Source organism: Enterococcus sp. C53 (assembly GCF_040887425.1).
Classification (GTDB): Bacteria; Bacillota; Bacilli; order Lactobacillales; family Enterococcaceae; genus Enterococcus_B; species Enterococcus_B hirae.
This window is the reverse complement of record NZ_JBFOFT010000003.1, coordinates 184,516-206,900: the sequence shown is the minus strand read 5'-3', so window position 1 is coordinate 206,900 and position 22,385 is coordinate 184,516. Positions and strand designations below refer to the sequence as shown.

Here is a 22,385-nt window from a genome sequence, read left to right as displayed (position 1 = left end):
TCATGAGTGAAGAAATCATTAAAATCAATCATTTAAGAAAAAGCTTCGGTGAAAATGAAGTATTAAAAGACATCAGCATGGATATCCATAAAGGTGAAGTTGTAACCATCATTGGTTCTTCTGGCTCTGGTAAATCAACTTTCTTACGCTGCATCAACCTTTTAGAAAAACCTACTGGTGGCGAAATTATGTATAATGGTGAAAATATTCTTGCGCCAAAATATAACTTGCCTAAATATCGAACAAATGTCGGAATGGTATTCCAATCGTTCAATCTTTTCAATAACATGAATGTCTTAGAAAACTGTATGTCTGGTCAGACGACTGTCTTAAAAAGAAACAAAGACGAAGCTCGTAAAGTCGCTCTTGAAAATCTAGAAAAAGTTGGTATGGAACGTTATATTGAAGCCAAACCTTCTCAATTATCAGGTGGTCAAAAACAACGTGTGGCAATCGCTAGAGCCCTCTCAATGGATCCAGATGTAATGTTATTTGATGAACCAACATCAGCACTTGATCCTGAGATGGTCGGAGAAGTATTGAATACCATTCAAGACCTAGCTCACACTGGTTTAACGATGATTATCGTGACACATGAAATGGAATTTGCAAAAGATGTTTCTGATCGTGTCATCTTCATGGATAAAGGTGTTGTTGCTGAAGAAGGAACCTCTGATGATATTTTTGTTCATCCAAAAGAAGAACGTACCAAAGAGTTTTTATCACGTATCTTAAAAAAATAGAAGAAAGCCTTTATCCGAAACGACAGGTTCGTTTTGATAAAGGCTTTTCCTTTTTTGGGAAATGATTCACTATTTTCTCATGTTTATCTGCAATTTATTTGAACATCATTCATTAATTCATCAGTCGATCAATCCTCTCTTCTTAGATTGATTGGTCTGATTGCATTTGTTTGAAAATGAATTTTTGAATATTTTCTGAATTAAGTTGTAATTTTTAGAAAATTCTATTAATATAGAAATTATCAAATTTTTTAGTTAGGATGATTAAACAATGGTTGAAGAGCAACAAGAACTACAGCGTGGACTTAAGAATAGACACGTTCAATTGATTTCGATCGGTGGTGCGATCGGAACAGGTCTTTTCTTAGGAGCAGGAAAAACGATTCAATTAGCTGGTCCCTCTATTTTACTGGCTTATCTTATTACCGGGTGCGTTTGCTTCTTTATTATGCGTGCCTTAGGTGAACTTTTATTATCTAATACAAATAATCATTCATTTCTTGATTTTGTTGCAGAATATCTTGGAAAAAAAGTTGCTTTCGTAACAGGTTGGACTTATTGGTTTTGTTGGGTTGCGATCGCCATGGCGGATTTGACAGCGATCGGGATGTATGTCCGTTACTGGGTTCCAGGAGTCCCACAATGGCTTCCTGAATTGATCGCTCTGATTTTACTGCTTGGTTTAAACATGGTGGCTGTTTCATTATTTGGTGAATTAGAATTTTGGTTTGCTTTGATCAAAGTCGTTTCCATTATTGCATTTATTATCGTTGGTATTTACATGATTCTTACCCATTACAAAACAAGTGCTGGACCTGCTAGTATCACCAATCTCTGGTCACATGGCGGCTTTTTCCCAACTGGTACGAAAGGATTCATTCTTTCCTTTCAGATGGTCACATTTGCCTTTACAGGAATCGAATTAGTCGGTTTGGTTGCTGGTGAGACCAAAAACCCTGAGAAAGTCTTACCCGAAGCTATCAATAATATTCCTATTCGAATCATTCTTTTTTACCTTGGTTCTTTGTTCGTTATCATGTCTATCTATCCTTGGAATAGCTTAGATGCGAACAACAGCCCATTTGTCGAAGTGTTTTCAGAAATTGGGATCACCGTAGCCGCTTCTTTGATTAATTTAGTCGTATTGAGTGCTGCGGCTTCTGCTTGTAACAGCGCGATCTACAGTACAGGACGTATGTTACGCTCTCTTTCACAAGAAGGTAGCGCGCCTAAAAAATTCCGTCAGTTGACTTCTCACCGTGTACCAGGAAATGCGTTAGTTTTTTCAACTATTGTGATTTTTATTTCCGTTATCCTAAATTATGTGATGCCTAGTGAAGTATTTACACTCGTCAGCAGTATTGCGACTACTTGCTTTTTATTTATCTGGGGAATACTCGTTTACACTCACTTAAAATATCGTAAAAGTATGTTAGGTAAAAAAGAGCATACGTTCAAAATGCCTTTTTATCCTTATAGTAATTTTCTTGTTTTTGCCTACATGATTTTCATTTGTCTAGTTTTATTTCTTGGCAAAGATACACGTATTGCCTTACTCTTAACTCCTGTTTGGTTTATTGGGTTATTGATCATTTATCGAATGAAATACGAGAAACAATCACTTTGAAATACAGACAACAATCCATACTAAAAAAAAATAGATTGATAAAAGTATGTTAGGACTCTCTTTTTTATAAGCCGCAAAAAATCTTTAGAATATGAGATTGAGACAAAAGTGTTTCGCATCAAGAATAAGAAGGAATTTCCGAAGATGCCACTTTTGTCTCACCATTTATTCGGTTTTAGAGCTTCTAGAAGCGACTGAGGCAAGTTTTGGCTCAGCCTCCAGATTTTTTGGTCAATTACTTATAGAACATCTCCCCTTCAATTACTCTCTCACAGAACCACTCAGGATATAATGATTATTTCAACTCAAGATCAATACTTTATACTCATTATTTGATTAGAAAAACATTGCTAAACTACGTTATTTTTGTTACTTTAAAAAAAGTATAAATAAGTAAAGGAGAAATCTATGAAAAAAAAATTGACGTTCAAAGAAAGTATGTTTATCGGTTCAATGTTATTCGGTTTATTTTTTGGTGCTGGTAATTTGATTTTTCCCGTTCACATGGGACAAGAATCTGGCTCTGCCGTTTTCTGGGCCAATCTTGGCTTCTTAGTAACTGGGATCGGACTACCTTTTTTAGGTGTAATTGCCATCGGTGTTTCAAAAACATCAGGGGTTTATGAATTAGCAGAACGGATCGGCAAAAAATATGCTTTGGTTTTTACTGTTTTGCTTTACCTCGTCATCGGACCGTTTTTCGCCTTACCAAGATTAGCAACTACCTCTTTTGAAATTGGTTTAGCTCCATTTATCCAAGCCAAGCAACAACATGTATTTTTAGTTATTTTTAGTATTTTATTTTTCTTCACTGCTTGGTGGTTATCCAGACGGCCTACTAAAATCCTTGATTATGTAGGAAAATTCCTTAATCCTGCCTTTTTGATTTTACTAGGAATCTTGTTGGTACTTGCTTTTATTCATCCATTGGGTGCAATCGATCATGCTACTGTCCAACCTAGTTATCAAGAACATGCTTTCTTTACTGGTTTTACTCAAGGATACAATACATTAGATGCACTTGCTGCCTTAGCATTTGGTATCCTTATTGTTACTACGATTCGCAATATGGGTGTAACAAAGCCTTCTGAGATTGCTAAGGATACGATCAAATCTGGTGCAATCAGTATCGTTTTGATGGGAATCATCTACACATTACTTGCTTATGTGGGAACAATGAGTCTCGGTGGGTTTGCTTTAAGTTCAAATGGCGGGATCGCCTTAGCGCAAATCGCAGATCATTATTTAGGAACTTATGGCAGCATCTTGCTCGCTCTTATTGTGATCCTTGCTTGCTTAAAAACAGGGATTGGACTAATCACTGCTTTCGCAGAAACCTTTACCGATCTGTTTCCTAAAAGAAATTACATTGTATTTGTGACACTAGCTAGTGCACTTGCTTGTTTGGTCGCTACTGTGGGATTGACAAATATCATCCAAATTTCATTACCTGTCTTGATGTTTATTTATCCTTTAGCAATGACCTTGATCTTACTCGTTCTTGTGGGTCCATTGTTTAAACAACGTCCTGCTGTTTACCGCATGACCACTTATTTTACACTAATTGCTTCAATTTTAGACGGTTTAAATGCTTGCCCAGACGGAATCAAGCAAACCAGCTTTGTCAAAACGTTGTTAGACTTCGCAACGAATTATCTGCCATTCTTTAAATTAGGAATGGGTTGGATCGTCCCAGCATTGATTGGTTTAGTAATTGGCTTGATTTGGAGTATGGTTAAAAAAGAAACACCTGTTGTAGAGTAACGGCATCTAGAACGATCATTCTTCTAAAAGAAGGAACGGTGTGCTATCATCACTTCTGTGAAATGAACAGAGCATATTTGAAGTAACTTTCCATTATTAGATTGCATCTAACAGTGGAAAAGTGCTTCAAATATGCTCTATTTATATATACAAGAAGGAACCTGTGTATTTTACTTCTATTTTCGGCTCTGAATTTTTTACTAAGTCATTAGAATCAACAGATAACTGACAAAATTACTTTTTGAATGAATCCATTGGATGTATTTAATTATTTAGTCAAATGGCTAGCAGAAATATATTTTCCTAAAAAAATTACCAACTTCCAAAAACTTTCGTCACAAAAAATTCACAACTCCTGAGTAATATATAAGCATACCAACAAACAACCCTAACAACACTTTTTCATTTTTAACTCCTTATCCTGCTAGCTCCCCGGCTAGCAGGACTTTTTTATTGAACTAGAAATGGCTGAGACAAACCTGAAAAATAGTTTTGTCTCAACCATTTTGTGTTTTAGTTTATCTATAACCAACTAGCCAGCTTTTGTCATCCCTGGTAGTCTTACCAATTTTTCAAAGTATCATTCTTGGTTTTCGTTTTATTGTATCAAAAAAACTGCCAATTCATCCAAGTAGGATTATGAAAACCTGTAAAGTAATAGAGGCAGAAATAAATTACCCAAACACTGCCAACTAAGACATCGATTCGTTTTCCAACTTTAGATTTTACTGATTCTCCCAAGCCAACAAACACCATCATCAGACCAATCAAAAATAAATTTAATGCGTTTGTATAATAGTTATCCAAATCTGGAAATAGGACGAACACTATATTTAAAGAAACAACGATTGCAGCTGCAGAAAGGAATAAAGAATCAAATATATTCCATCCGGCTATCTTCCAATTTTTGGTCATATAATTAATCAAACGATTCTTTGGCATCCATAACACCTCTCTATTGATTGATAAAATCCATCTATCCTCATGACTTAATTATGTACTGCTCTAATATTGATTTTAAGTTTTCTCTTCGTCGCCAACATCATATGACAAAAAGCAAAAAGCGACGGAAAATGAAGAATCTATTCCATCGCTGTTTTTGCTTCTATTTAGATAACCGCTCTTGATCTCCTGCTGGAGAAAGACTGGTGATTTTTTCGATTTGATCAATTGGAACCATTCGTATTTGTTGTTCCTTGTTTTGTAGGCGAATCATGACTACTTCTTTTTCAACATTTTTTGTAGCTACCCAGCCTGAAATCGTTTCGTACTTATTACTTTTTCGATTGGCTCTTACTTGTAAAATCACTAAACTATGTTGAGTAGCTGCTTTTTGCAGCTCTAAAACAAACTTTCCTTGCAAACGTACATTCTCTGCTATTTTTTCAGTGTCATTTACAAAAGAATCAAAAAGCTGATACGACGTATGCGTGACTAACTTGGTCAATTTCTTCATTGGTGATACTGTTTCTTCGTTCATTGAATGCACTCCTCCTTTAGCTAAGAAAGTGTTACTTAATTAACTATATTCTACCTAAGATTTAACGAAATAACAAGAATATTATCTATACTGAGCAACAAAAAGAAAGCGTTACCTATATAAATATATCGTTATTTTATTTATCTTTTTTCCATTCTTGCATCCAATACTTGAGCCCTTCAGTCAATAATTGGTAAGTTTCGTCAAAGTTATCGGTATAGTATGGATCAGGAACATTTTGTGTTTCTTTTCCAGGAACCCGACTTAAAAATAAATGGATCTTATGTTGTGCGTCGGTCGGTGCCATCCGTTGTAAATCCTCTACGTTAGATTGATCCATGCCAATGATCCAATCAAATCGTTGAAAATCTTCTTCTGTGATTTGGCGTGCAATCATTTGACTCGTATCCACGTTCTCATTTTCTAAAATTTTCTTTGTTCCTTTATGAGGTGAACGCCCCACTTCATAAGTGCTTGTCGCTGCAGAATCAATCAAAAATCGATCAGATTGTCCGTCTTCAGCTACCATTTTCTTCAACAAACCTTCTGCCATTGGTGAACGGCAAATATTTCCTAGACATACAAATAAAACTTTCGTCATGTTTGCTCTCCTTCTAATCATTTGTTTCCAGCTCTTCTTTTGCATACAACCGATAGGAATATAATTCTGTATCTTTGGCTAAGCGGAACAATTGGACGGCGATTTCTAGAGGCGTCTCTTCGTAATCATGTGTAATCCAATTGATTAGAACCCCACTACATCCATAAGAAAAAAAACGAGCATAAAACAATTTGTCCGCTTTTGATAACTGCTTTTCTTCATCCATTTGATCAAAAATCTTAATAAATGATTGCTGGATAACAGCAGTAAACTCTTTTTGTAGTATTTCTTGGTCAGAGGTAACAGTGTTCGCATAAAATTCTTTTTGTGTAGCAATTGCCTTCAACATTTTTAATGCTTGCTCTTCCCAGTTGTCTAAAGAAAGAGAATGAGGATCTAAATAGCATAAACAATCTTCGTAATACACCCATCGCAACAAATCGTATTTATCTGTAAAATGGTAGTAAAATGTTTGGCGATTGATGCCTGCCTCATGGGCGATTTTCTGTACACTGATCTTTTGAAAAGACTGCTTTTGACATAAATCAATCAATACGTTTTTAATCAATTGCTTAGTATGCGGTGTATCGCCCATCTCATCATCTCCTATCTTCTTTACAAAGACTTCTAGTTCTACGATTTTCTTGAAAAAGTATTTATATGGACAGTCGATTCAAGTATCCTTTTTTATACTTGATAATCATATCCAAAATGTTCATAGGCATATGGTGTGGCGATCCTTCCACGAGGTGTCCGTTTCAAGAAACCTTTTTGGATCAAAAAAGGTTCATACATATCTTCAACAGTTTCTCTTTCTTCACCAATATTGACAGATAACGTACTCAATCCAACCGGTCCGCCACCATATAATTCAATCATCGTACGTAATAGTTTCTGATCGACATAATCCAAACCTGCCTGATCGACTTGTAACAACGTTAATGCTTGATTGGCAATGGTTTGATTGATCTTGCCATCTCCCTGTACTTGTGCAAAATCACGTACCCTTTTTAATAAGCGGTTAGCGATCCGTGGTGTTCCTCTTGAACGTCTAGCAATTTCCAGTGCACCTTCTTCAATGATCTCTGTTTGAAAAATATCAGCAGAACGAATCACGATTTCTCTTAAATCAGCTTCTTCATAATATTCCATATGAGAAATGATCCCAAATCGATCACGAAGTGGCGCTGAAAGCATACCTGCACGAGTTGTTGCGCCAATTAATGTAAAAGGTGGTAAAGGAAAATGAACAGGATGAGCAGTTGGTCCTTGTCCAACCATTATATCAACGTAAAAATCTTCCATGGCAGAATAAAGCATCTCTTCTGCTACACGAGGTAATCGATGAATTTCGTCAATAAATAAAACATCGCCAGCTTCTAACTCATTTAAAATAGCAACCAGATCTCCTGGTCGCTCGATTGCGGGACCACTAGTTGTTCGTATATTGACTGCCATTTCATTCGCAATCACCATTGCCATTGTCGTTTTCCCTAATCCCGGCGGACCATATAACAAAACGTGATCCAACGGCTCTTCCCTGTGACGGGCAGCTTCAATATATATTTTGAGTTCCTGTTTCACTTTCTTTTGACCAATATATTGGGAAAGTAACCGTGGGCGGAGGGTCTTCTCTAAACTTAATTCATTCTCGCCCGTTTCAGGGGATAATAACTGTTCATCGGTCATCATTTTCCCTCCTTATTTTTTCATCATTAATTTTAAAGCTTGGCGTAAGTATTCATCTGTTGTGAGATTTTCTACTTCTTTTAGTTGTTTCTCGACCCGCTTGACCTCTTTATCACTATATCCAAGTGCTGATAAAGCTTCCATTGCTTCTGATAATGCCGTCGCATCTTGTGCTGTACTTTCATCAAATAAATTGAAGGGCGTATCGATACTTAATTCGCCAAATTTTCCTTTTAAATCTAAAATCATTTGTTGAGCTGTTTTTTTACCCACACCAGGGAATTTGGTCAGATAAGTCACATCCCCTGTTTCAACCGCTTGAATCAATCCTGAATGATCATCACTAGCCATAATCGCTAAGGCACTTTTTGGTCCAATTCCTGAAACACTAACTAACCTTAAAAATAATTGCTTTTCTTCTAAAGAATCAAATCCGTACAGAAGATGTGCATCTTCTCGAATGACCTGATGGACGTAAAGTTTGATTTCTTTGTTTAGCTTACTACTATAACGATAGGGATTGCCTAATGCAATTTGATAACCGATCCCATTTGTTTCGATTACTAAATAATAAGGATTGATAAAGGTTACTACACCTGTAAGATATTCATACATCTGTTATCCTCTTTCTTTCACACACGTATGTTCGCATATTTTCTTCCATTGTAGCATACTTTTTCTTTTGAAAAAAGAGAACAGAAGATCGAGCTACGCTTCTCCTTTTTAACGTAAGTTTATCAAGGTTTTTAGGATAAACATTTTTTGCAAGAGATTTTAATTTGAACGATCAGAGTTTCAGCACTTTCCTCAAAACAAAGGATCAATATTCAGGAAACAACGCTTCAATAAAGATAAATAAGAAAAAACCTTGAAACAATCAAAAATTGTCTCAAGATTTTTTACCCAAAAATAAAGCTCTTCCTTATTCAACTTGTGATAGATATTCTCCATATCCTTGTTCTTCCATTTCTTCATATGGAATAAACTTTAAAGCCGCAGAATTGATGCAATAACGTAGTCCGCCTTTTTCAGCAGGACCATCATTGAATACATGCCCTAAATGAGAATCTGCTTGACTGCTTCGCACTTCCACTCGGTGCATACCATGAGAAAAGTCGGCCTTTTCTTTAATATCTTTTCTAGTGATTGGTTTACTGAACGCCGGCCAGCCACATCCCGCATCGTATTTTTCGGCTGAGCTAAACAATGGCTCCCCACTGACAATATCGACATAGATCCCTTTTTCATAGAAATCATCATATTTCCCACTAAATGGTCTTTCTGTTGCGTTTTCTTGCGTCACAGCATATGAAATTGGAGATAATTCCTCTTTTAAATCACGCTCATTTTTCTTGAAATCGCCCACTAAAAACGCCTCCTTTTTCTTTTAATCATAACGACAAAAGTATCAGAAGCAAACATTCTGCTCATAGTAATAATTGCTTAGACTTTACGACGTCTAGCAAACTCGACGAAACGAAATTTATCTAAACGGTGAATTGATTCTGTATACTCGAAACACCTTGTATCTTCGAGGTGAACCAGTCCTCTTACTACCACGACATAGCGATCTCCATGTAGATCCATCATCTCTTCGATTTCAGGAGTTACTTCTTCAACGGTAATTTCTTTCTGGGCGTAAGCAATCGTTAGTTGCAATTTATTTTCAAAGTATTCGTAGATCGAGCCAGCAGCTTGTGTTGCTGTTAAAGTTGGTACCACATTTTTTAATAAATAATCACGATCTAATATGACCACTTCTCCATTGATTTTCCTTTGACGAATCAAATGCCAAACCGGCGTTTTTTTCTTCCAGCCTGTTATTTCACTCAATGATTGGTCCACTTCTGTTTCTTCGATTAATTGAACGATGGTTTCACTTGGGATTCGTTGTGTTTCCTGTAATTCTTTGTAGCTTGTTAATCCTGCAATTGGAAAATCAAATCGATTGCGGTCTAAAACAATCGAACCCTTTCCTTGTTTCTTTTGGATATAACCTTCAGTCGTTAACAAGTTAAGCGCTTTTCGAATTGTTTCTCGTGAAACACCATAAATTTGAATCAGCTGATTTTCACTAGGGAGCAAAGTATGCGGAGGATATTGTTGATCCAAAATTTTTTGCTCTAAATCTAAAAAAATTTCATTAAATTTATTCATTACATTTCCTCCACTTAATATTCAATTTCTTTTATTCGCATATAAACTATACTACAGCTTTTTTGTTATTTCAATCGCCCCCTCTTTTCACATATCCCTACACTAAGCCAAGTGTAACGATTACATTTTTTCATTTTTCGCTTGTAAAACGCTTGCAATAGTAGGAAGAAACAAGTATAGTATGGATAAGATAACTTGTGTATACAAGTTTAAAAAGAAAGGGGTTTATTCCTATGGCAAAGTACCAAGCAGATGCTGAGAAACTGTTAAAGGAAATTGGTGGAAAGGAAAATATTGCTGCAGTTAGTCATTGTGCCACTCGGATGCGCTTTGTCTTAAATGATCCAAAAAAAGCCAATGAAGAAGCAATCGAAGATATTCCTAGTGTGAAAGGGATGTTTACCAATGCTGGGCAATTCCAAGTCATTATTGGTAACGATGTTTCAACCTTTTACAACGACTTCGTTGCTGTATCAGGTGTTGAAGGCGTATCCAAGGAGCAAAGTAAAGTTGCTGCTAAACAAAATCTCCACCCTGTCCAACGAGCAATCGCTGTTTTGGCAGAAATTTTTACACCATTGATTCCAGCCATTATCGTAGGGGGACTGATTTTAGGTTTCCGGAACGTATTAGAAGGAATCCAATTTGAAAGTCTTGGTGGAACAATTGTTGAACACTCTCAATTTTGGAACGGCGTAAACGGCTTTTTATGGCTACCTGGCGAAGCAATTTTCCATTTCTTACCAGTTGGTATCACTTGGAGTATCGCGAAAAAAATGGGCACTACACAAATATTAGGAATTGTTTTAGGGATTACGTTAGTTTCACCGCAATTATTAAATGCCTATAGTGTCGCATCAACAGCTGCGGCTGATATTCCATTTTGGGATTTTGGTTTTGCTCAAGTTGATATGATTGGTTATCAGGCACAAGTCATTCCAGCGATGCTTGCTGGATTTATGTTAGCTTATCTTGAAATTTTCTTCCGTAAATATATTCCACAGTCGATTTCTATGATATTTGTTCCATTGTTCTCTCTACTCCCAACAGTCTTAGCTGCCCATGTCATCTTAGGGCCTGTGGGTTGGACAATCGGTAGTTGGATCTCAAATATTGTTAATACTGGCTTGACTTCTTCAATCAGTTGGTTATTTAGTGCCGTCTTTGGTTTCTTATATGCACCTTTAGTAATCACCGGCTTACACCATATGACGAATGCAATTGATATGCAATTGATTGCCGATTTCGGCTCTACGAATCTTTGGCCAATGATTGCTTTATCAAATATCGCACAAGGTTCAGCAGTTCTTGCGATCATCTTCTTACATCGCGGAAATAAAAAAGAAGAACAAATCTCGATTCCAGCAATGATTTCTTGTTATCTAGGGGTAACTGAACCTGCAATGTTTGGGATTAATCTAAAATATGTTTACCCATTTGTTGCCGCAATGGTTGGTTCAGGTTTAGCTGGAATGTTTGCCAACTTGATGAATGTACGTGCTAATGCAATTGGTGTTGGTGGACTACCTGGTATTCTAGCCATCCAAGCAGAAACTTGGGTTCCGTTCATCATTTCTATGATCATTGCAGTTATTGTTCCATTTGGTTTAACCGTAATCTTCAGACGTCAAGGGATCTTAAATAAAATCGATCCTGCTGTACCCGTAGAAGACACAACTGGCTTACAACTACAAACAGCTGATGGAAACAACGTTTCACCACAAAAATTTGAAGCTGCCAATGCAACAGCAGTTTCTACTCCGACAGAAGAGTTATTCGCTGTAGCAGATGGACAAATCAAGGAAATCACCGAAGTAGCAGATCCTGTTTTTGCTCAAAAAATGATGGGTGAAGGTTATGCTGTACTACCTTCCAACGAAAAAGTTTATGCTCCAGTCGCTGGTAAAGTAACAAATATTTTTGATACACAACATGCGATTGGTCTTTTAACTAATGAAGGTCTGGAAGTTCTCGTTCATATGGGTCTAGATACTGTCGAATTGAATGGGCTGCCTTTTACGATCCATGTAAAAGAAGGCGATTCAGTTACGCCAAAAACACAACTAGCCGACATGGACCTCACAGCAATTGAGCAGGCTGGGAAGAAAACGGACATCTTAGTTGTATTAACAAATAATGAAAAAGTTGCTGCCTTAACATTAGATCAAACAGGTCTCGTTCGTCATAGCGAAAAAATTGGAAAAGCGCAACTAAAATAAAAAATACTACTATATGAAAAATAACCTGAAAAAATTCTTTTAGTGAATTTTTTCAGGTTATTTTTCACTCTTTAAGCGTTGGTACTTTCATCAACACTTTAGTCAGTTTGATCGTCACTATGCTTAAAAACGACAAAAAGAAATAGCCGTCACTTTAACCGAAGTCTGGCTATTTCTCTTTGAAATATCTGATTAAACGGTCACCGTCTTTCGCGGTGCTGTCCAGGGGAGTTGTTAGCGCAACCCCTCTTTCATTTTCATTATACCAATTACTTCAGGTATTTACAACTTTCGCAAAGATAGAATTCCTCTTAAAAACCTTAACTAAAAATAACACTTTTATGTTTTAAAAAACACGTTTCTCGTGGCGATAATATGCTACAATAAATTCGACAGTAAAGTGGATCGACGGTGGCAACTTCTCACAAAGGTGGTGGTGCTTATGGGAATAAGTACTAAAATCTATGAAAGGAGTTCACTTTTTGTCCGCATATGAGATCGTTCAAACCATACTTGGCTTTGGTACGTTCACCATCGCTTTAGTCAGTTTGATCGTCACTATGCTTAAAAACGACAAAGAATAGCCGTCACTTTAGCGGGAGACTGGCTATTCTTATTCTTTGTCGAATATTTAAATTCAACCGCCACCGTCTTTCGCGGTGCTGTCTAGAGGAGTTGTTAGCGCAACTCCTCTTTCGTCTTGATTATACCAATCACTCATACACTTTGCAATTCTAAATATGACTGAAAGTAGTGGACACAAACTTGAACGTTCCTATCTCAATTTCTGATTTCCGTCAACTGCAGCTACATAAATTTTTTTAAACCTTGGTAAACTGCACCGATTGGAAATCCAACAATACTGTAATAGTCGCCTTGGATCTCTTTAACAAATGCACCTGCAAAACTTTGAATACCATACGCACCTGCTTTATCCATATAATCACCGGTTGCTAAATAGGCTTCGATATCCTTAGTTGTCAAAGGATAAAAGGTCACCTTAGCTTGTGCTAAGATTTTTTCTTCTTGGTCACCTTTCGTCAGCACCACGGCTGTATATACTTCATGCGTTTTCCCACTAAGTTTTTGAAGGATAGCTTTTGCCTCTTGTTCATCCGCTGGTTTACCGATGATCTCATCATTGAAAACAACTGTCGTGTCACTTGCAATCACCAATACATCATTATCGTATTGATGTTTGACTACTTTTGCCTTTTCAGTTGCCATTCGCTCAACATAATTTTTAGGTTTTTCTTGAACAAAAGGTGTTTCATCGATATCAGCCGGATGAACATCAAATGCACTAACCAGTCGCCCTAATAATTCTTTTCTTCTAGGGGACTGCGAAGCTAACACAATTTTCATCTGTTTCTTCTCCTTTTCATGAGACTCATTAATGTGGATCTTGGATGCGTTTAAACATTCTTTCCATATCTGAATTAGTAAAATGGATCAACACAGGGCGTCCATGAGGACAATTAAAAGGATTTTCACATTGGGCTAAGTCCTTCAATAAAACCCTCGCCTGAGCTTCATTCAAATAATGATTTGCCTTGATTGAACGTTTACAGCTCATCATGATTGCTGTGGCTTCTCTAAATTTCTTCACGCTAACACTACCCGTTGTTAATAACATATCGATCATTTCTCGAATAATCGCTTCTTCCTCTCCAGATGGATACCAAGTAGGATGTGCTCTGACGATAAAACTATTTTGACCGAATTCTTCTAGATAAATACCTGCTTCTTCAAGCAATTGTTTTTTCTCTTTCAGTTTCAAAGCATCACTATTGGGATAATCTAATACAAACGGCACAAGTAGTTCTTGTAGATCGTTAGAAACTTCGCCAATTTTTTCTCGAAAATATTCATACTTGATTCGTTCTTGCGCTGCATGTTGATCAATAATGTATAAGCCATCCTGACTTTGAGCAAACAAGTACGTTCCATGCATTTGTCCAAAATATTCTAATTGTGGAAAGCGTTGTGTTACCTGCTCATTTTCTAATTTCTGAATCGCTTGATCTAATGAGCGCCCATTTTGACTTAAATCAAACTCTGGATGTAGCGCTAAATCCTCACGATAAACTGTTTCTGAAGAAGTTTCTTCTTCAGCTGTAGTTTCATGCTCGTTGGAAAAGTTTTCAACAGTGGATAACTCATTTTCACTCTTATCCACTGGTTTTTCTACATAGTTATCAACAATATCACCAGAGTTATCCACTGTTTTTCTTTTGCTTTCTGGATAACTAGTAGTTTCTTCAGAAAATACAGGAGAGTTTTCAACATTATCCACAGACTTATCAACAGATTCATGCACAAACTCGCTTTTTTCTTCCGCTACAAAAAATGTTCCGGTTGTTTGATCAAAATTCAAGCTTTGCGGTTTCTTAGGTTTCGCTTCTTCAAAAGCGTAAGATAAATCAATTTCGATTTGTTTCGCTTTTGGTTGATCAGCAACCTTTTTCTTGAATCGCAAGTTGTCAGCTGCACTGGGAATTAAGTTCTCCTGTACCAATGCTTTTTGAATCGCTTGAGTAATTAGCTCAGTTAATTCCTGTTCCTTCGATAAACGAACTTCTTGCTTTGTTGGATGGACGTTCACATCCACTAACAATGGATCCATTTTGATTTCCAGTACAGCGATTGGGAATCGCCCTACCATTAGTTTTGAACCATAGCTGGCTACAATTGCTTTATTCAAGGAAAAATTTTTAATAAAACGTCCATTAATGATGGTTGAAAGATAATTACGACTAGCACGAGTCACTTCAGGTAAAGAAATATAACCGAAGATTTCAAAATCTAAATCTTTCGCTTCAATCTTCAACATTTTCTTTGCTGTATTCAACCCATAGATTCCGGCAATCGTTTGTTTCAATTCGCCATTTCCTGAAGTTGCTAACATCTTATTCCCATCATGGACTAATCGAAAAGCAATTGCCGGGTGACTTAAGGCTAAGCGATTCACAATATCACCGATATTCGCTAATTCAGTATGCAACGTTTTGACATATTTTAAGCGTGCTGGTGTATTAAAGAAAAGATTGCTGACTGTGATTTTCGTTCCTTGCCTTAAAGGAGCTGGGCGGTGTTCCATTACCGCACCTCCCTTAAGCTCTAAATAGGTTCCTTGCGTTTCTTCTTGATTGGCTGTTTCTACCGTCATCTCTGAAACAGAAGCAATACTAGGCAATGCTTCTCCTCGAAACCCAAGCGTACGAATTCGGAAAAGGTCGTCACGATTGTGGATTTTACTTGTTGCATGACGTTTAAAGGCGTTCTCAACATCTTCTGTCAAAATACCTTCTCCATTATCAATCACTTGGATCGTTTTTAATCCTGCTTCTTCAACTAAAATATCGATTTGACTACTTCCTGCATCTATGGCATTTTCCACAAGTTCTTTGACTACCGAGGCTGGACGTTCGACAACTTCACCGGCTGCGATTTGATTGGCTAAGCGTTCTGATAATTCTTGGATTTTCGCCATCATTCTACGCCTTCTTCCTATATAGTATTTATAGTGAGCTTACTCTTCTTATTTATCGTTGATTTACAGCTGTTTTTTCAATTCATAGAGTTGATTCAATGCATCCATTGGTGTCATTTCTAACAGATTCATTTGTTTCAATGTAGAAATAACTGCTGTTTCGGCATCGCTTAATTCACTGAACAAGGACAGTTGTTGCGTTTCTTCTTGTTCTATCGATGCAGTATCAGTTACTGGTTGTGCTATTGCTTCAAGCGGCTCACTTGTAACAGCCACGGAATGATGGCTCACTTCTCCTGATTCTAATGTATGCAAAATATCTGCAGCTCTTGCTAATAAATTAGAAGGTAGCCCTGCAATTTTCGCTACATGGATCCCATAGCTTTTATCAGCTGGGCCATCCATCATCTTATGCAAAAATACTACTTCGCCGTCTTTTTCAACAGCTCCTACATGTACATTTTTTAATTGAGGTAATTCTTCCTCTAGAACTGTTAACTCATGGTAATGTGTAGAAAAGAGCGTTTTTGCTTGTACATGTTGATGGATATATTCAATGATCGCTTGAGCTAATGCCATTCCATCATAAGTCGCAGTTCCTCTACCTAATTCATCAAAAAGAATTAAGCTGTTTGGTGTCGCATGCCGCAACGCTTGATTAGCTTCCATCATTTCCACCATGAACGTACTTTGTCCAGCAATCAAGTCATCACTTGCACCAATCCGAGTAAAAATCCGATCAAAAATTGGTAAGATCGCTTTTTGCGCAGGGACGAAGCACCCCATTTGAGCCATTAAAACAGTTAATGCTAACTGACGCATATACGTACTTTTCCCTGACATATTCGGTCCAGTTATCAATAAGATCATTTCGTCTTCAGCCATATCCACACTATTGGGAATATATTCTTGATGTCCTAATACTTTTTCAACTACTGGGTGCCGACCTTCTTGGATTAGTAATTGGTGTCGATCCGAGACCATCTCAGGACGAACATATTGGTATCGCTCACTGATCGTAGCAAAACTTTGCAGAACATCGGCTGTACTGATTGATTTTGCTAAAATTTGTAATGGTTTGATCGCTTTTTTGACTTCTTCTCTCACTGCTAAAAACAGCTGATATTCCAAATCAACAGACTTTTCTTCTGCTTCTAAAATTTGCGTCTCTAACTCTTTTAATTCTGGTGTGATAAAGCGCTCTGCATTGGCCAATGTTTGTTTACGTTCGTATTTTTCCAGTTCAACATTTGCCAGATTCGCTTTAGTGATTTCGATATAATAACCAAATACACGATTAAAGCCAACTTTTAAATTTTTGATCCCAGTCTGCTGACGTTCTCTTGCTTCTAACTCTGCTAGCCACTGCTTCCCATTAGTCATCGCAGAACGGTACGTATCTAACTGATCATTAAAACCATCTTTAATGATATTCCCCTCAGTAATTTGTAGGGGCGGGTCTTCTTGAATTGCTTGATCAATCAAATGAACCAGGTCATCCATCGGTTGCATTTCCTTCAATAAGTCAGTCCACTGACCTTGATCGATCCCTTCGATCAGTTGACGAATCAGCGGTACTTGTTCTAAAGAAGTCTTTAATTGAATCAAGTCACGCCCATTGACATTTCCAAAAGCCACTCTTCCTGCTAGGCGTTCTAAATCATAAACCTTCGTCAATGCACTTTGTAGATCAAGTCGTTCAAAATAGCTATTCAAAAGAGAAGCTACCATTTCTTGCCGTGACTTGATTTGATTGAGTTGAATCAGCGGACGGTCAAGCCATTGTTTCAGTAAACGCCCGCCCATAGCTGTTTTCGTTTCATCTAGCAACCATAAAAGCGTGCCGTGTTTTTTTCCTGTACGTATGGACTGGCTTAGTTCGAGGTTAAACTTAGAATAGTAATCCATTTTCAAATAGTGATCCGGTTGATACTCGATCGCTTTTTGGATATGCGCAAGACTTCTTTTTTGTGTCACTGCTAAATAAGTAAGTAATTTTCCGGTCACTTCTTTTTCAAGTGGATCGGATAGCTCACTGGTTAAGAAATTAAACTCTGCATTTTCTTCACTTGTTTCTTGTTTTGAGAAAACTAATCCTAATCGATTCTTTAATTGCTCAGCAAGTTTTTCACTAATTTCATTTCCTAAAACAAGTTCTTTTGTTTGCAAAGCCGTCGTTTCGTTCAGTACAGCTTCTTCATCAAACAAATGAGCAGTTTTTAACTCCCCTGTGCTTAAATCAGCATAGGCAAATCCAAATTCGTTGCCTTGGCTAACAATTGCTGTCAAAAAATTATTGTCTTTAGCAGATAGTCCCTTACTATCCATGACTGTTCCAGGTGTTACTAATTGAATCACTTCACGTTTAACCATCCCTTTGGTGGTCTTAGGATCTTCTACTTGTTCACAAATAGCCACTTTATAGCCTTTTTCAATTAAAATATCAATATAGCCTTGTGCTGCATGATGGGGTACCCCACACATTGGAATTGGTTCGTCTGCATTACGATTCCTGCTGGTTAATGTTAACTCTAAAATTTGAGACGCATTGATGGCATCTTCATAAAATAATTCATAAAAATCACCTAAACGATAGAACAAAAAAGCATCTTGGTATTGGGCCTTGATGCTTAAATATTGTTCCATCATTGGAGTATTCTTAGTTTTTTGAGGCATTGTCTTCCTCCTCTATCCAATTATTGATTTCATCTTGCAGCATTTTCGTCAAATGATGCAATAAATCATTTGCTTCAAGCAATTGTTTCCGATAAGCTACTACGATCGGATGTTGATCAAATTGTTTCGTCAATTGTTCAACCCGACCATTCGCTTCTTTTTCTGCTATTCTTTTTCCATAATAAGCATAGTTTGCTGCTTCTTTTTGTGCAGATTTGATATCTTCCGTTAACTTTTCTAAATAGGAACTAGTTTGTACTTTTCGCTCTAGTTCGTGGTAGCGGATGATCGTTTCATGTTCACTTAAAAGTTGAGCTAATTTATCCGCTTCTCGTTGAATATTCGGCTCTTTATGCAAAAGATGTCTCACTTTCTATTCTAAAAATGGACGGTCCTCGTTGATCTGGATTAATTGGATGGTTTTCGCTTTACCAGTTGCATCATCAAATTCCAGTAAACAGCCACTCAAAATACCTCGTCCTCGTTCAACGACTTCAAAACGTTTCGGCAAAGCTGTTAAAAATTTTTCGATAACTGGTTCTCGGCGCATACCTAAAATTCCGTCATAAGGACCTGTCATACCTACATCAGTTAAATAGGCAGTTCCCTGCGGTAGAATCCGAGCATCATTGGTTTGTACATGCGTATGGGTCCCAATGACCGCTGAGACTTTTCCATCTAAGAACCATCCCATGGCTTGTTTCTCACTTGTCGTTTCTCCATGAAAATCAACGAAAATGATTGGCGTTCTTTTTTTTGCTTCGGCGATCAAGCGATCCATCTTGCGGAATGGATCATCTAAGTCGACCATAAAAGAACGTGCTTGCATGTTGATTACAGCTAGTTCTACTTGATTGACTTTCACGAATACCATTCCTTGACCTGGCGTTCCTTCAGGAAAGTTTGCTGGACGAACGATTTTTTTTGCTTGATCGATAAATTCAAAAATATCTCGGTTGTCCCAAGTATGATTGCCCATCGTGACAACATCTACACCGTCTTGTAAAAACTTTTTATAAATTTTTTCAGTTATTCCTCTTCCAGAAGCTGCATTTTCTCCATTTACAATTGTGACCTGTGGTTGATATTTCTTTTTTAAACGAGGAAGATAGGTTGTAATCATATCTCTTCCCATTGAACCTACTACATCACCAATAAATAAAACCCGCACACGTTTTCCTCTTCTCTTTTAACATCATTCTATATTATAGTTGTTTTTTTGTAGAAAGAAAAGGGCAGAAAAATCCTCTGCGTAACCCTCATCTGAAACTACTAAAAAACTAGCTGAAGTCAGTCTCCAACTAGTTCTTTTTACTATCCTAGATTATACTTGTTTATTTAAATCATGGAAAGTTGCTTCAATGCTTTCCAAATTCCATCTTCATCATTTGTATCAGTAACCAACTTCGCTTCTGCTTGTACCTCTGGAACTGCATTTCCCATTGCAACACCAATGCCTGACATACGCAGCATCTCTCGGTCATTTTGGCCATCACCGAAACTAATGATATCTTCTTGCGCAATTCCGACTTGTTCTGCTAGGTGTAAAATCGTGGCTGCTTTTGAACCGTCATGTGGAACAACATCCACACTTTTTTCATGCCAACGAACAAATCGAATCTTATCGTAACTAGAAAAATGATGATCGTAATTCTGATCAAAAAATGCTAAAGCTTGATAGATATCTTGTTCTTCCACAAAGTACTGATCAAGTTCAGGTAAAACAGCGCCAAAAGAATGCATTGCCTCTTCCATCATTCCCACATGATTGGAAGAATAACGTTTGATATTATCTAGACTCACAAAAGCAGTATCGATATTTTTATCTTGTGCTTCTTTGACAAAATTGTCTAATTGTTCACGGTCAAGCAAATTTTTATAAACTTGTTCATGATCTAAAAATCCAGCAGCGCCATTACATAAGATATAATTTGTAAATGCTAGATCTCGGATAACCTCTTGCGCATGGAAACGACTACGCCCAGTAGCAATCGTTACCAAATGTCCTGCTTTACGTAACTTATCCAAGGCTTCTCTTGTGCTGTCTAATGCTTGTTTATTTGTGTCCAGTAGCGTCCCATCAATATCAAAAGCAAATAATTTACGTTTCATTTTTTTAGTCGACTCACTTTCTTATAAATACTTGCTTGCTTCTCTTCTTGTCAAAGCAGACCATTCTTTTGTCAATTGTTCTTTTACCCAAGAAACATTTGTCTTGCTGTAATCGCGCAATGCCCACCCAATCGCCTTTTGAATAAAAAATTCCTTTGAGGAGCGATCTTCAGTAATCACTCGATCCAACAACAGCTGATTGGTAGCTTCTTTAAATCCTAACTGTAACGTAATTGCTATTCGCCGAAGCCAAAAATCTTCTTTTTTTTCAAACAAAAGAGAAACCGTCTCTAATTGTTCCATATGAAGTTTACACCATGTAGCATAAACTTTCCGCCAAGCATCAATCGTATCCCACCATGCTTTTTCCGGTACCAATACAGACAATTCGACCAACTCATCCAATGATAAACGTTTGATGTTTTGTTGAATCAAATCAATCGCCAGGTACTGATACTCCCGTTCTTTTTTTTCATAATAATAGAAAACAAGGAAAAAAAGGTCTGGAACATCAAGCACTTTGCTTTCACGCAAAAGTGTTTGTTGCAATTTCCAACGTTCTGGTTTGGGCACACCTGCAAATGAGAACTGATTTCTCATATACATTTCCATTGGATGTGCTTTTTCTTCATTTTTTTGAAAAACTAAAAGTTCCAAGACAGTCCTCCTTGAAAAATCAAGCCCGTATCTTAGGTGACAGCTGAAAAATCACTGTCACTACCTTTTAGTGGCTCTGTAGGTTGAAAATAGGCTGTGCTTACACAAGCATGATCCTTCATTTATTTCTTTTTAAGATTGGTACGTTTATTTTTCATGCTTTTAAAAGATACCCTCTTATTTTATAGAGTGAAACAAGGTTTGTAAAGCGTTTTTAAAGAGAAACGTACTTGACAGTTTCACCTTGTTTCCCTTATACTGGACTTTGTGTAAAATAATGCAGCGGAAAAATAATAATTTCGTCCCTAGTTCATTGCCCCGATTCGGGTTCAATTGCGTAACCGCGGCTGCAAAGGTGAAGATTGAAGAATGGACTACACGATTATGAATTTTTTATCGGATTATTTTACTCCAAAAACTAAATTTATTTTATTGGAGGAAATTTTAATGTCTCGTTATACAGGACCATCATGGAAAATTTCTCGTCGTCTAGGTATTTCATTATCAGGCACAGGAAAAGAATTAGCACGTCGCCCTTACGCTCCAGGTCAACATGGACCAAACAGCCGTGGCAAACAATCAGAATACGGTATGCAATTAACTGAAAAACAAAAACTACGTCACATGTACGGAATGAACGAACGTCAATTCCGTAACTTGTTCGTTAAAGCTAGCAAAATCAAAGAAGGTAAACACGGGGTTAACTTCATGATCTTACTAGAACAACGTTTAGACAATGTTGTTTATCGTCTAGGTCTTGCAACTACTCGTCGTCAAGCTCGCCAATTAGTTAACCATGGTCATGTGATGGTTGATGGCAAACGCGTTGATATCCCTTCATACCACGTTGAAGTTGGTCAAGTGATCTCAGTTCGTGAAAAATCACAAAACATGACAACAATCAAAGAAGCTGTTGAAGCAACTGTTGGTCGTCCAGCATTCGTAAGCTTCGATGCTGAAAAATTGGAAGGTTCATTAACTCGTTTACCAGAACGTGACGAACTATATCCAGAAATCGACGAAGCTCTTGTCGTTGAATACTACAACCAAAGCCTATAATTTTCAAAGCTTTGGCTTACAAGCCCACTATCTATTCGATAGTTGGGCTTTTTTTATGTAGATTTCCCTCTCTCTTTTCTAGCTCTCTTCTTTATTTGAATTTGATTC

The 22,385-nt window shown here is 37.2% G+C and carries 21 protein-coding genes; 6 read left to right on the top strand and 15 right to left on the bottom strand.

Going from position 1 to position 22,385, the window contains the following annotated elements; translation table 11 throughout:
• The first annotated feature begins 2 nt into the window (after positions 1–2).
• The 3 genes from AB3I42_RS05990 (at position 3) to brnQ (ending at position 4,134) form a co-directional block, all read left to right on the top strand.
• Positions 3–743, top strand: coding sequence for an amino acid ABC transporter ATP-binding protein (locus AB3I42_RS05990; protein ID WP_010720365.1), 741 nt, complete (start codon positions 3–5; stop codon positions 741–743).
• Between the two features lie 271 nt (positions 744–1,014).
• On the top strand, positions 1,015–2,370 hold the full coding sequence (locus tag AB3I42_RS05985) for an amino acid permease (protein WP_010736842.1): 1,356 nt from the start codon (positions 1,015–1,017) through the stop codon (positions 2,368–2,370).
• 408 nt (positions 2,371–2,778) lie between these two features.
• A complete protein-coding gene (brnQ, locus tag AB3I42_RS05980; RefSeq protein ID WP_181914260.1) occupies positions 2,779–4,134 on the top strand; it encodes a branched-chain amino acid transport system II carrier protein in 1,356 nt (451 codons plus the stop codon).
• A 606-nt stretch (positions 4,135–4,740) separates the two neighbouring features.
• On the opposite strand, the gene AB3I42_RS05975 is transcribed toward brnQ, so the two are convergent.
• The 8 genes from AB3I42_RS05975 to treR form a co-directional block, all read right to left on the bottom strand.
• Positions 4,741–5,076, bottom strand: a complete 336-nt coding sequence (locus AB3I42_RS05975; RefSeq protein ID WP_010736840.1) for a hypothetical protein — start codon at positions 5,074–5,076, stop codon at positions 4,741–4,743.
• A 163-nt stretch (positions 5,077–5,239) separates the two neighbouring features.
• The gene (locus AB3I42_RS05970; RefSeq protein WP_010720369.1) at positions 5,240–5,614 is read right to left on the bottom strand and encodes a hypothetical protein; all 375 of its coding nucleotides are present in this window, start codon (positions 5,612–5,614) and stop codon (positions 5,240–5,242) included.
• A 136-nt stretch (positions 5,615–5,750) separates the two neighbouring features.
• Positions 5,751–6,215 carry a low molecular weight protein-tyrosine-phosphatase gene (locus tag AB3I42_RS05965; RefSeq protein ID WP_010720370.1) on the bottom strand — a complete coding sequence of 155 codons (465 nt, stop codon included), beginning with the start codon at positions 6,213–6,215 and terminating at the stop codon, positions 5,751–5,753.
• 13 nt (positions 6,216–6,228) lie between these two features.
• Positions 6,229–6,810 (bottom strand): TetR/AcrR family transcriptional regulator, encoded by a 582-nt coding sequence (locus tag AB3I42_RS05960; protein ID WP_010736839.1) that lies wholly within the window; start codon positions 6,808–6,810, stop codon positions 6,229–6,231.
• A gap of 92 nt (positions 6,811–6,902) precedes the next feature.
• Complete coding sequence (ruvB, locus tag AB3I42_RS05955; RefSeq protein ID WP_010736838.1) at positions 6,903–7,904, bottom strand: Holliday junction branch migration DNA helicase RuvB; 1,002 nt, start codon at positions 7,902–7,904, stop codon at positions 6,903–6,905.
• Between the two features lie 12 nt (positions 7,905–7,916).
• Positions 7,917–8,519, bottom strand: a complete 603-nt coding sequence (gene ruvA, locus AB3I42_RS05950) for a Holliday junction branch migration protein RuvA (RefSeq protein ID WP_010720373.1) — start codon at positions 8,517–8,519, stop codon at positions 7,917–7,919.
• A gap of 307 nt (positions 8,520–8,826) precedes the next feature.
• Positions 8,827–9,270 (bottom strand): peptide-methionine (R)-S-oxide reductase MsrB, encoded by a 444-nt coding sequence (gene msrB, locus AB3I42_RS05945; protein WP_034698687.1) that lies wholly within the window; start codon positions 9,268–9,270, stop codon positions 8,827–8,829.
• Positions 9,271–9,347: 77 nt separating this feature from the next.
• The gene (gene treR, locus AB3I42_RS05940; RefSeq protein ID WP_181914258.1) at positions 9,348–10,061 is read right to left on the bottom strand and encodes a trehalose operon repressor; all 714 of its coding nucleotides are present in this window, start codon (positions 10,059–10,061) and stop codon (positions 9,348–9,350) included.
• Between the two features lie 233 nt (positions 10,062–10,294).
• On the opposite strand from treR, the gene treP reads away from it, so the two are divergent.
• Complete coding sequence (gene treP / locus AB3I42_RS05935; RefSeq protein ID WP_010736834.1) at positions 10,295–12,280, top strand: PTS system trehalose-specific EIIBC component; 1,986 nt, start codon at positions 10,295–10,297, stop codon at positions 12,278–12,280.
• Between the two features lie 464 nt (positions 12,281–12,744).
• Positions 12,745–12,864 (top strand): putative holin-like toxin, encoded by a 120-nt coding sequence (locus AB3I42_RS05930; protein ID WP_288323030.1) that lies wholly within the window; start codon positions 12,745–12,747, stop codon positions 12,862–12,864.
• A gap of 223 nt (positions 12,865–13,087) precedes the next feature.
• On the opposite strand, the gene AB3I42_RS05925 is transcribed toward AB3I42_RS05930, so the two are convergent.
• The 7 genes from AB3I42_RS05925 to AB3I42_RS05895 form a co-directional block, all read right to left on the bottom strand.
• Positions 13,088–13,645: a nucleoside triphosphate pyrophosphatase gene (locus AB3I42_RS05925; protein ID WP_010736833.1), complete on the bottom strand. Its 558-nt coding sequence runs from the start codon at positions 13,643–13,645 to the stop codon at positions 13,088–13,090.
• A 28-nt stretch (positions 13,646–13,673) separates the two neighbouring features.
• A complete protein-coding gene (gene mutL, locus AB3I42_RS05920) occupies positions 13,674–15,773 on the bottom strand; it encodes a DNA mismatch repair endonuclease MutL (RefSeq protein WP_181914393.1) in 2,100 nt (699 codons plus the stop codon).
• 63 nt (positions 15,774–15,836) lie between these two features.
• Entirely contained in the window at positions 15,837–18,449 is a 2,613-nt protein-coding gene (mutS, locus tag AB3I42_RS05915; RefSeq protein ID WP_034866492.1) for a DNA mismatch repair protein MutS, read from the bottom strand.
• Positions 18,433–18,807 (bottom strand): YlbF family regulator, encoded by a 375-nt coding sequence (locus AB3I42_RS05910; protein WP_010736830.1) that lies wholly within the window; start codon positions 18,805–18,807, stop codon positions 18,433–18,435. Before AB3I42_RS05910 ends, mutS begins: the two co-directional genes overlap by 17 nt.
• 15 nt (positions 18,808–18,822) lie before the next feature.
• Positions 18,823–19,620, bottom strand: coding sequence for a TIGR00282 family metallophosphoesterase (locus AB3I42_RS05905; RefSeq protein ID WP_010720381.1), 798 nt, complete (start codon positions 19,618–19,620; stop codon positions 18,823–18,825).
• Positions 19,621–19,787: 167 nt separating this feature from the next.
• Positions 19,788–20,561 (bottom strand): Cof-type HAD-IIB family hydrolase, encoded by a 774-nt coding sequence (locus tag AB3I42_RS05900; RefSeq protein ID WP_010720382.1) that lies wholly within the window; start codon positions 20,559–20,561, stop codon positions 19,788–19,790.
• Positions 20,562–20,582: 21 nt separating this feature from the next.
• Positions 20,583–21,218: a DNA alkylation repair protein gene (locus tag AB3I42_RS05895; protein WP_010736829.1), complete on the bottom strand. Its 636-nt coding sequence runs from the start codon at positions 21,216–21,218 to the stop codon at positions 20,583–20,585.
• A gap of 447 nt (positions 21,219–21,665) precedes the next feature.
• Between AB3I42_RS05895 and rpsD the strand changes: the two genes are divergently transcribed.
• Positions 21,666–22,277, top strand: coding sequence for a 30S ribosomal protein S4 (rpsD, locus tag AB3I42_RS05890; protein ID WP_010720384.1), 612 nt, complete (start codon positions 21,666–21,668; stop codon positions 22,275–22,277).
• Positions 22,278–22,385 lie beyond the last annotated feature (108 nt).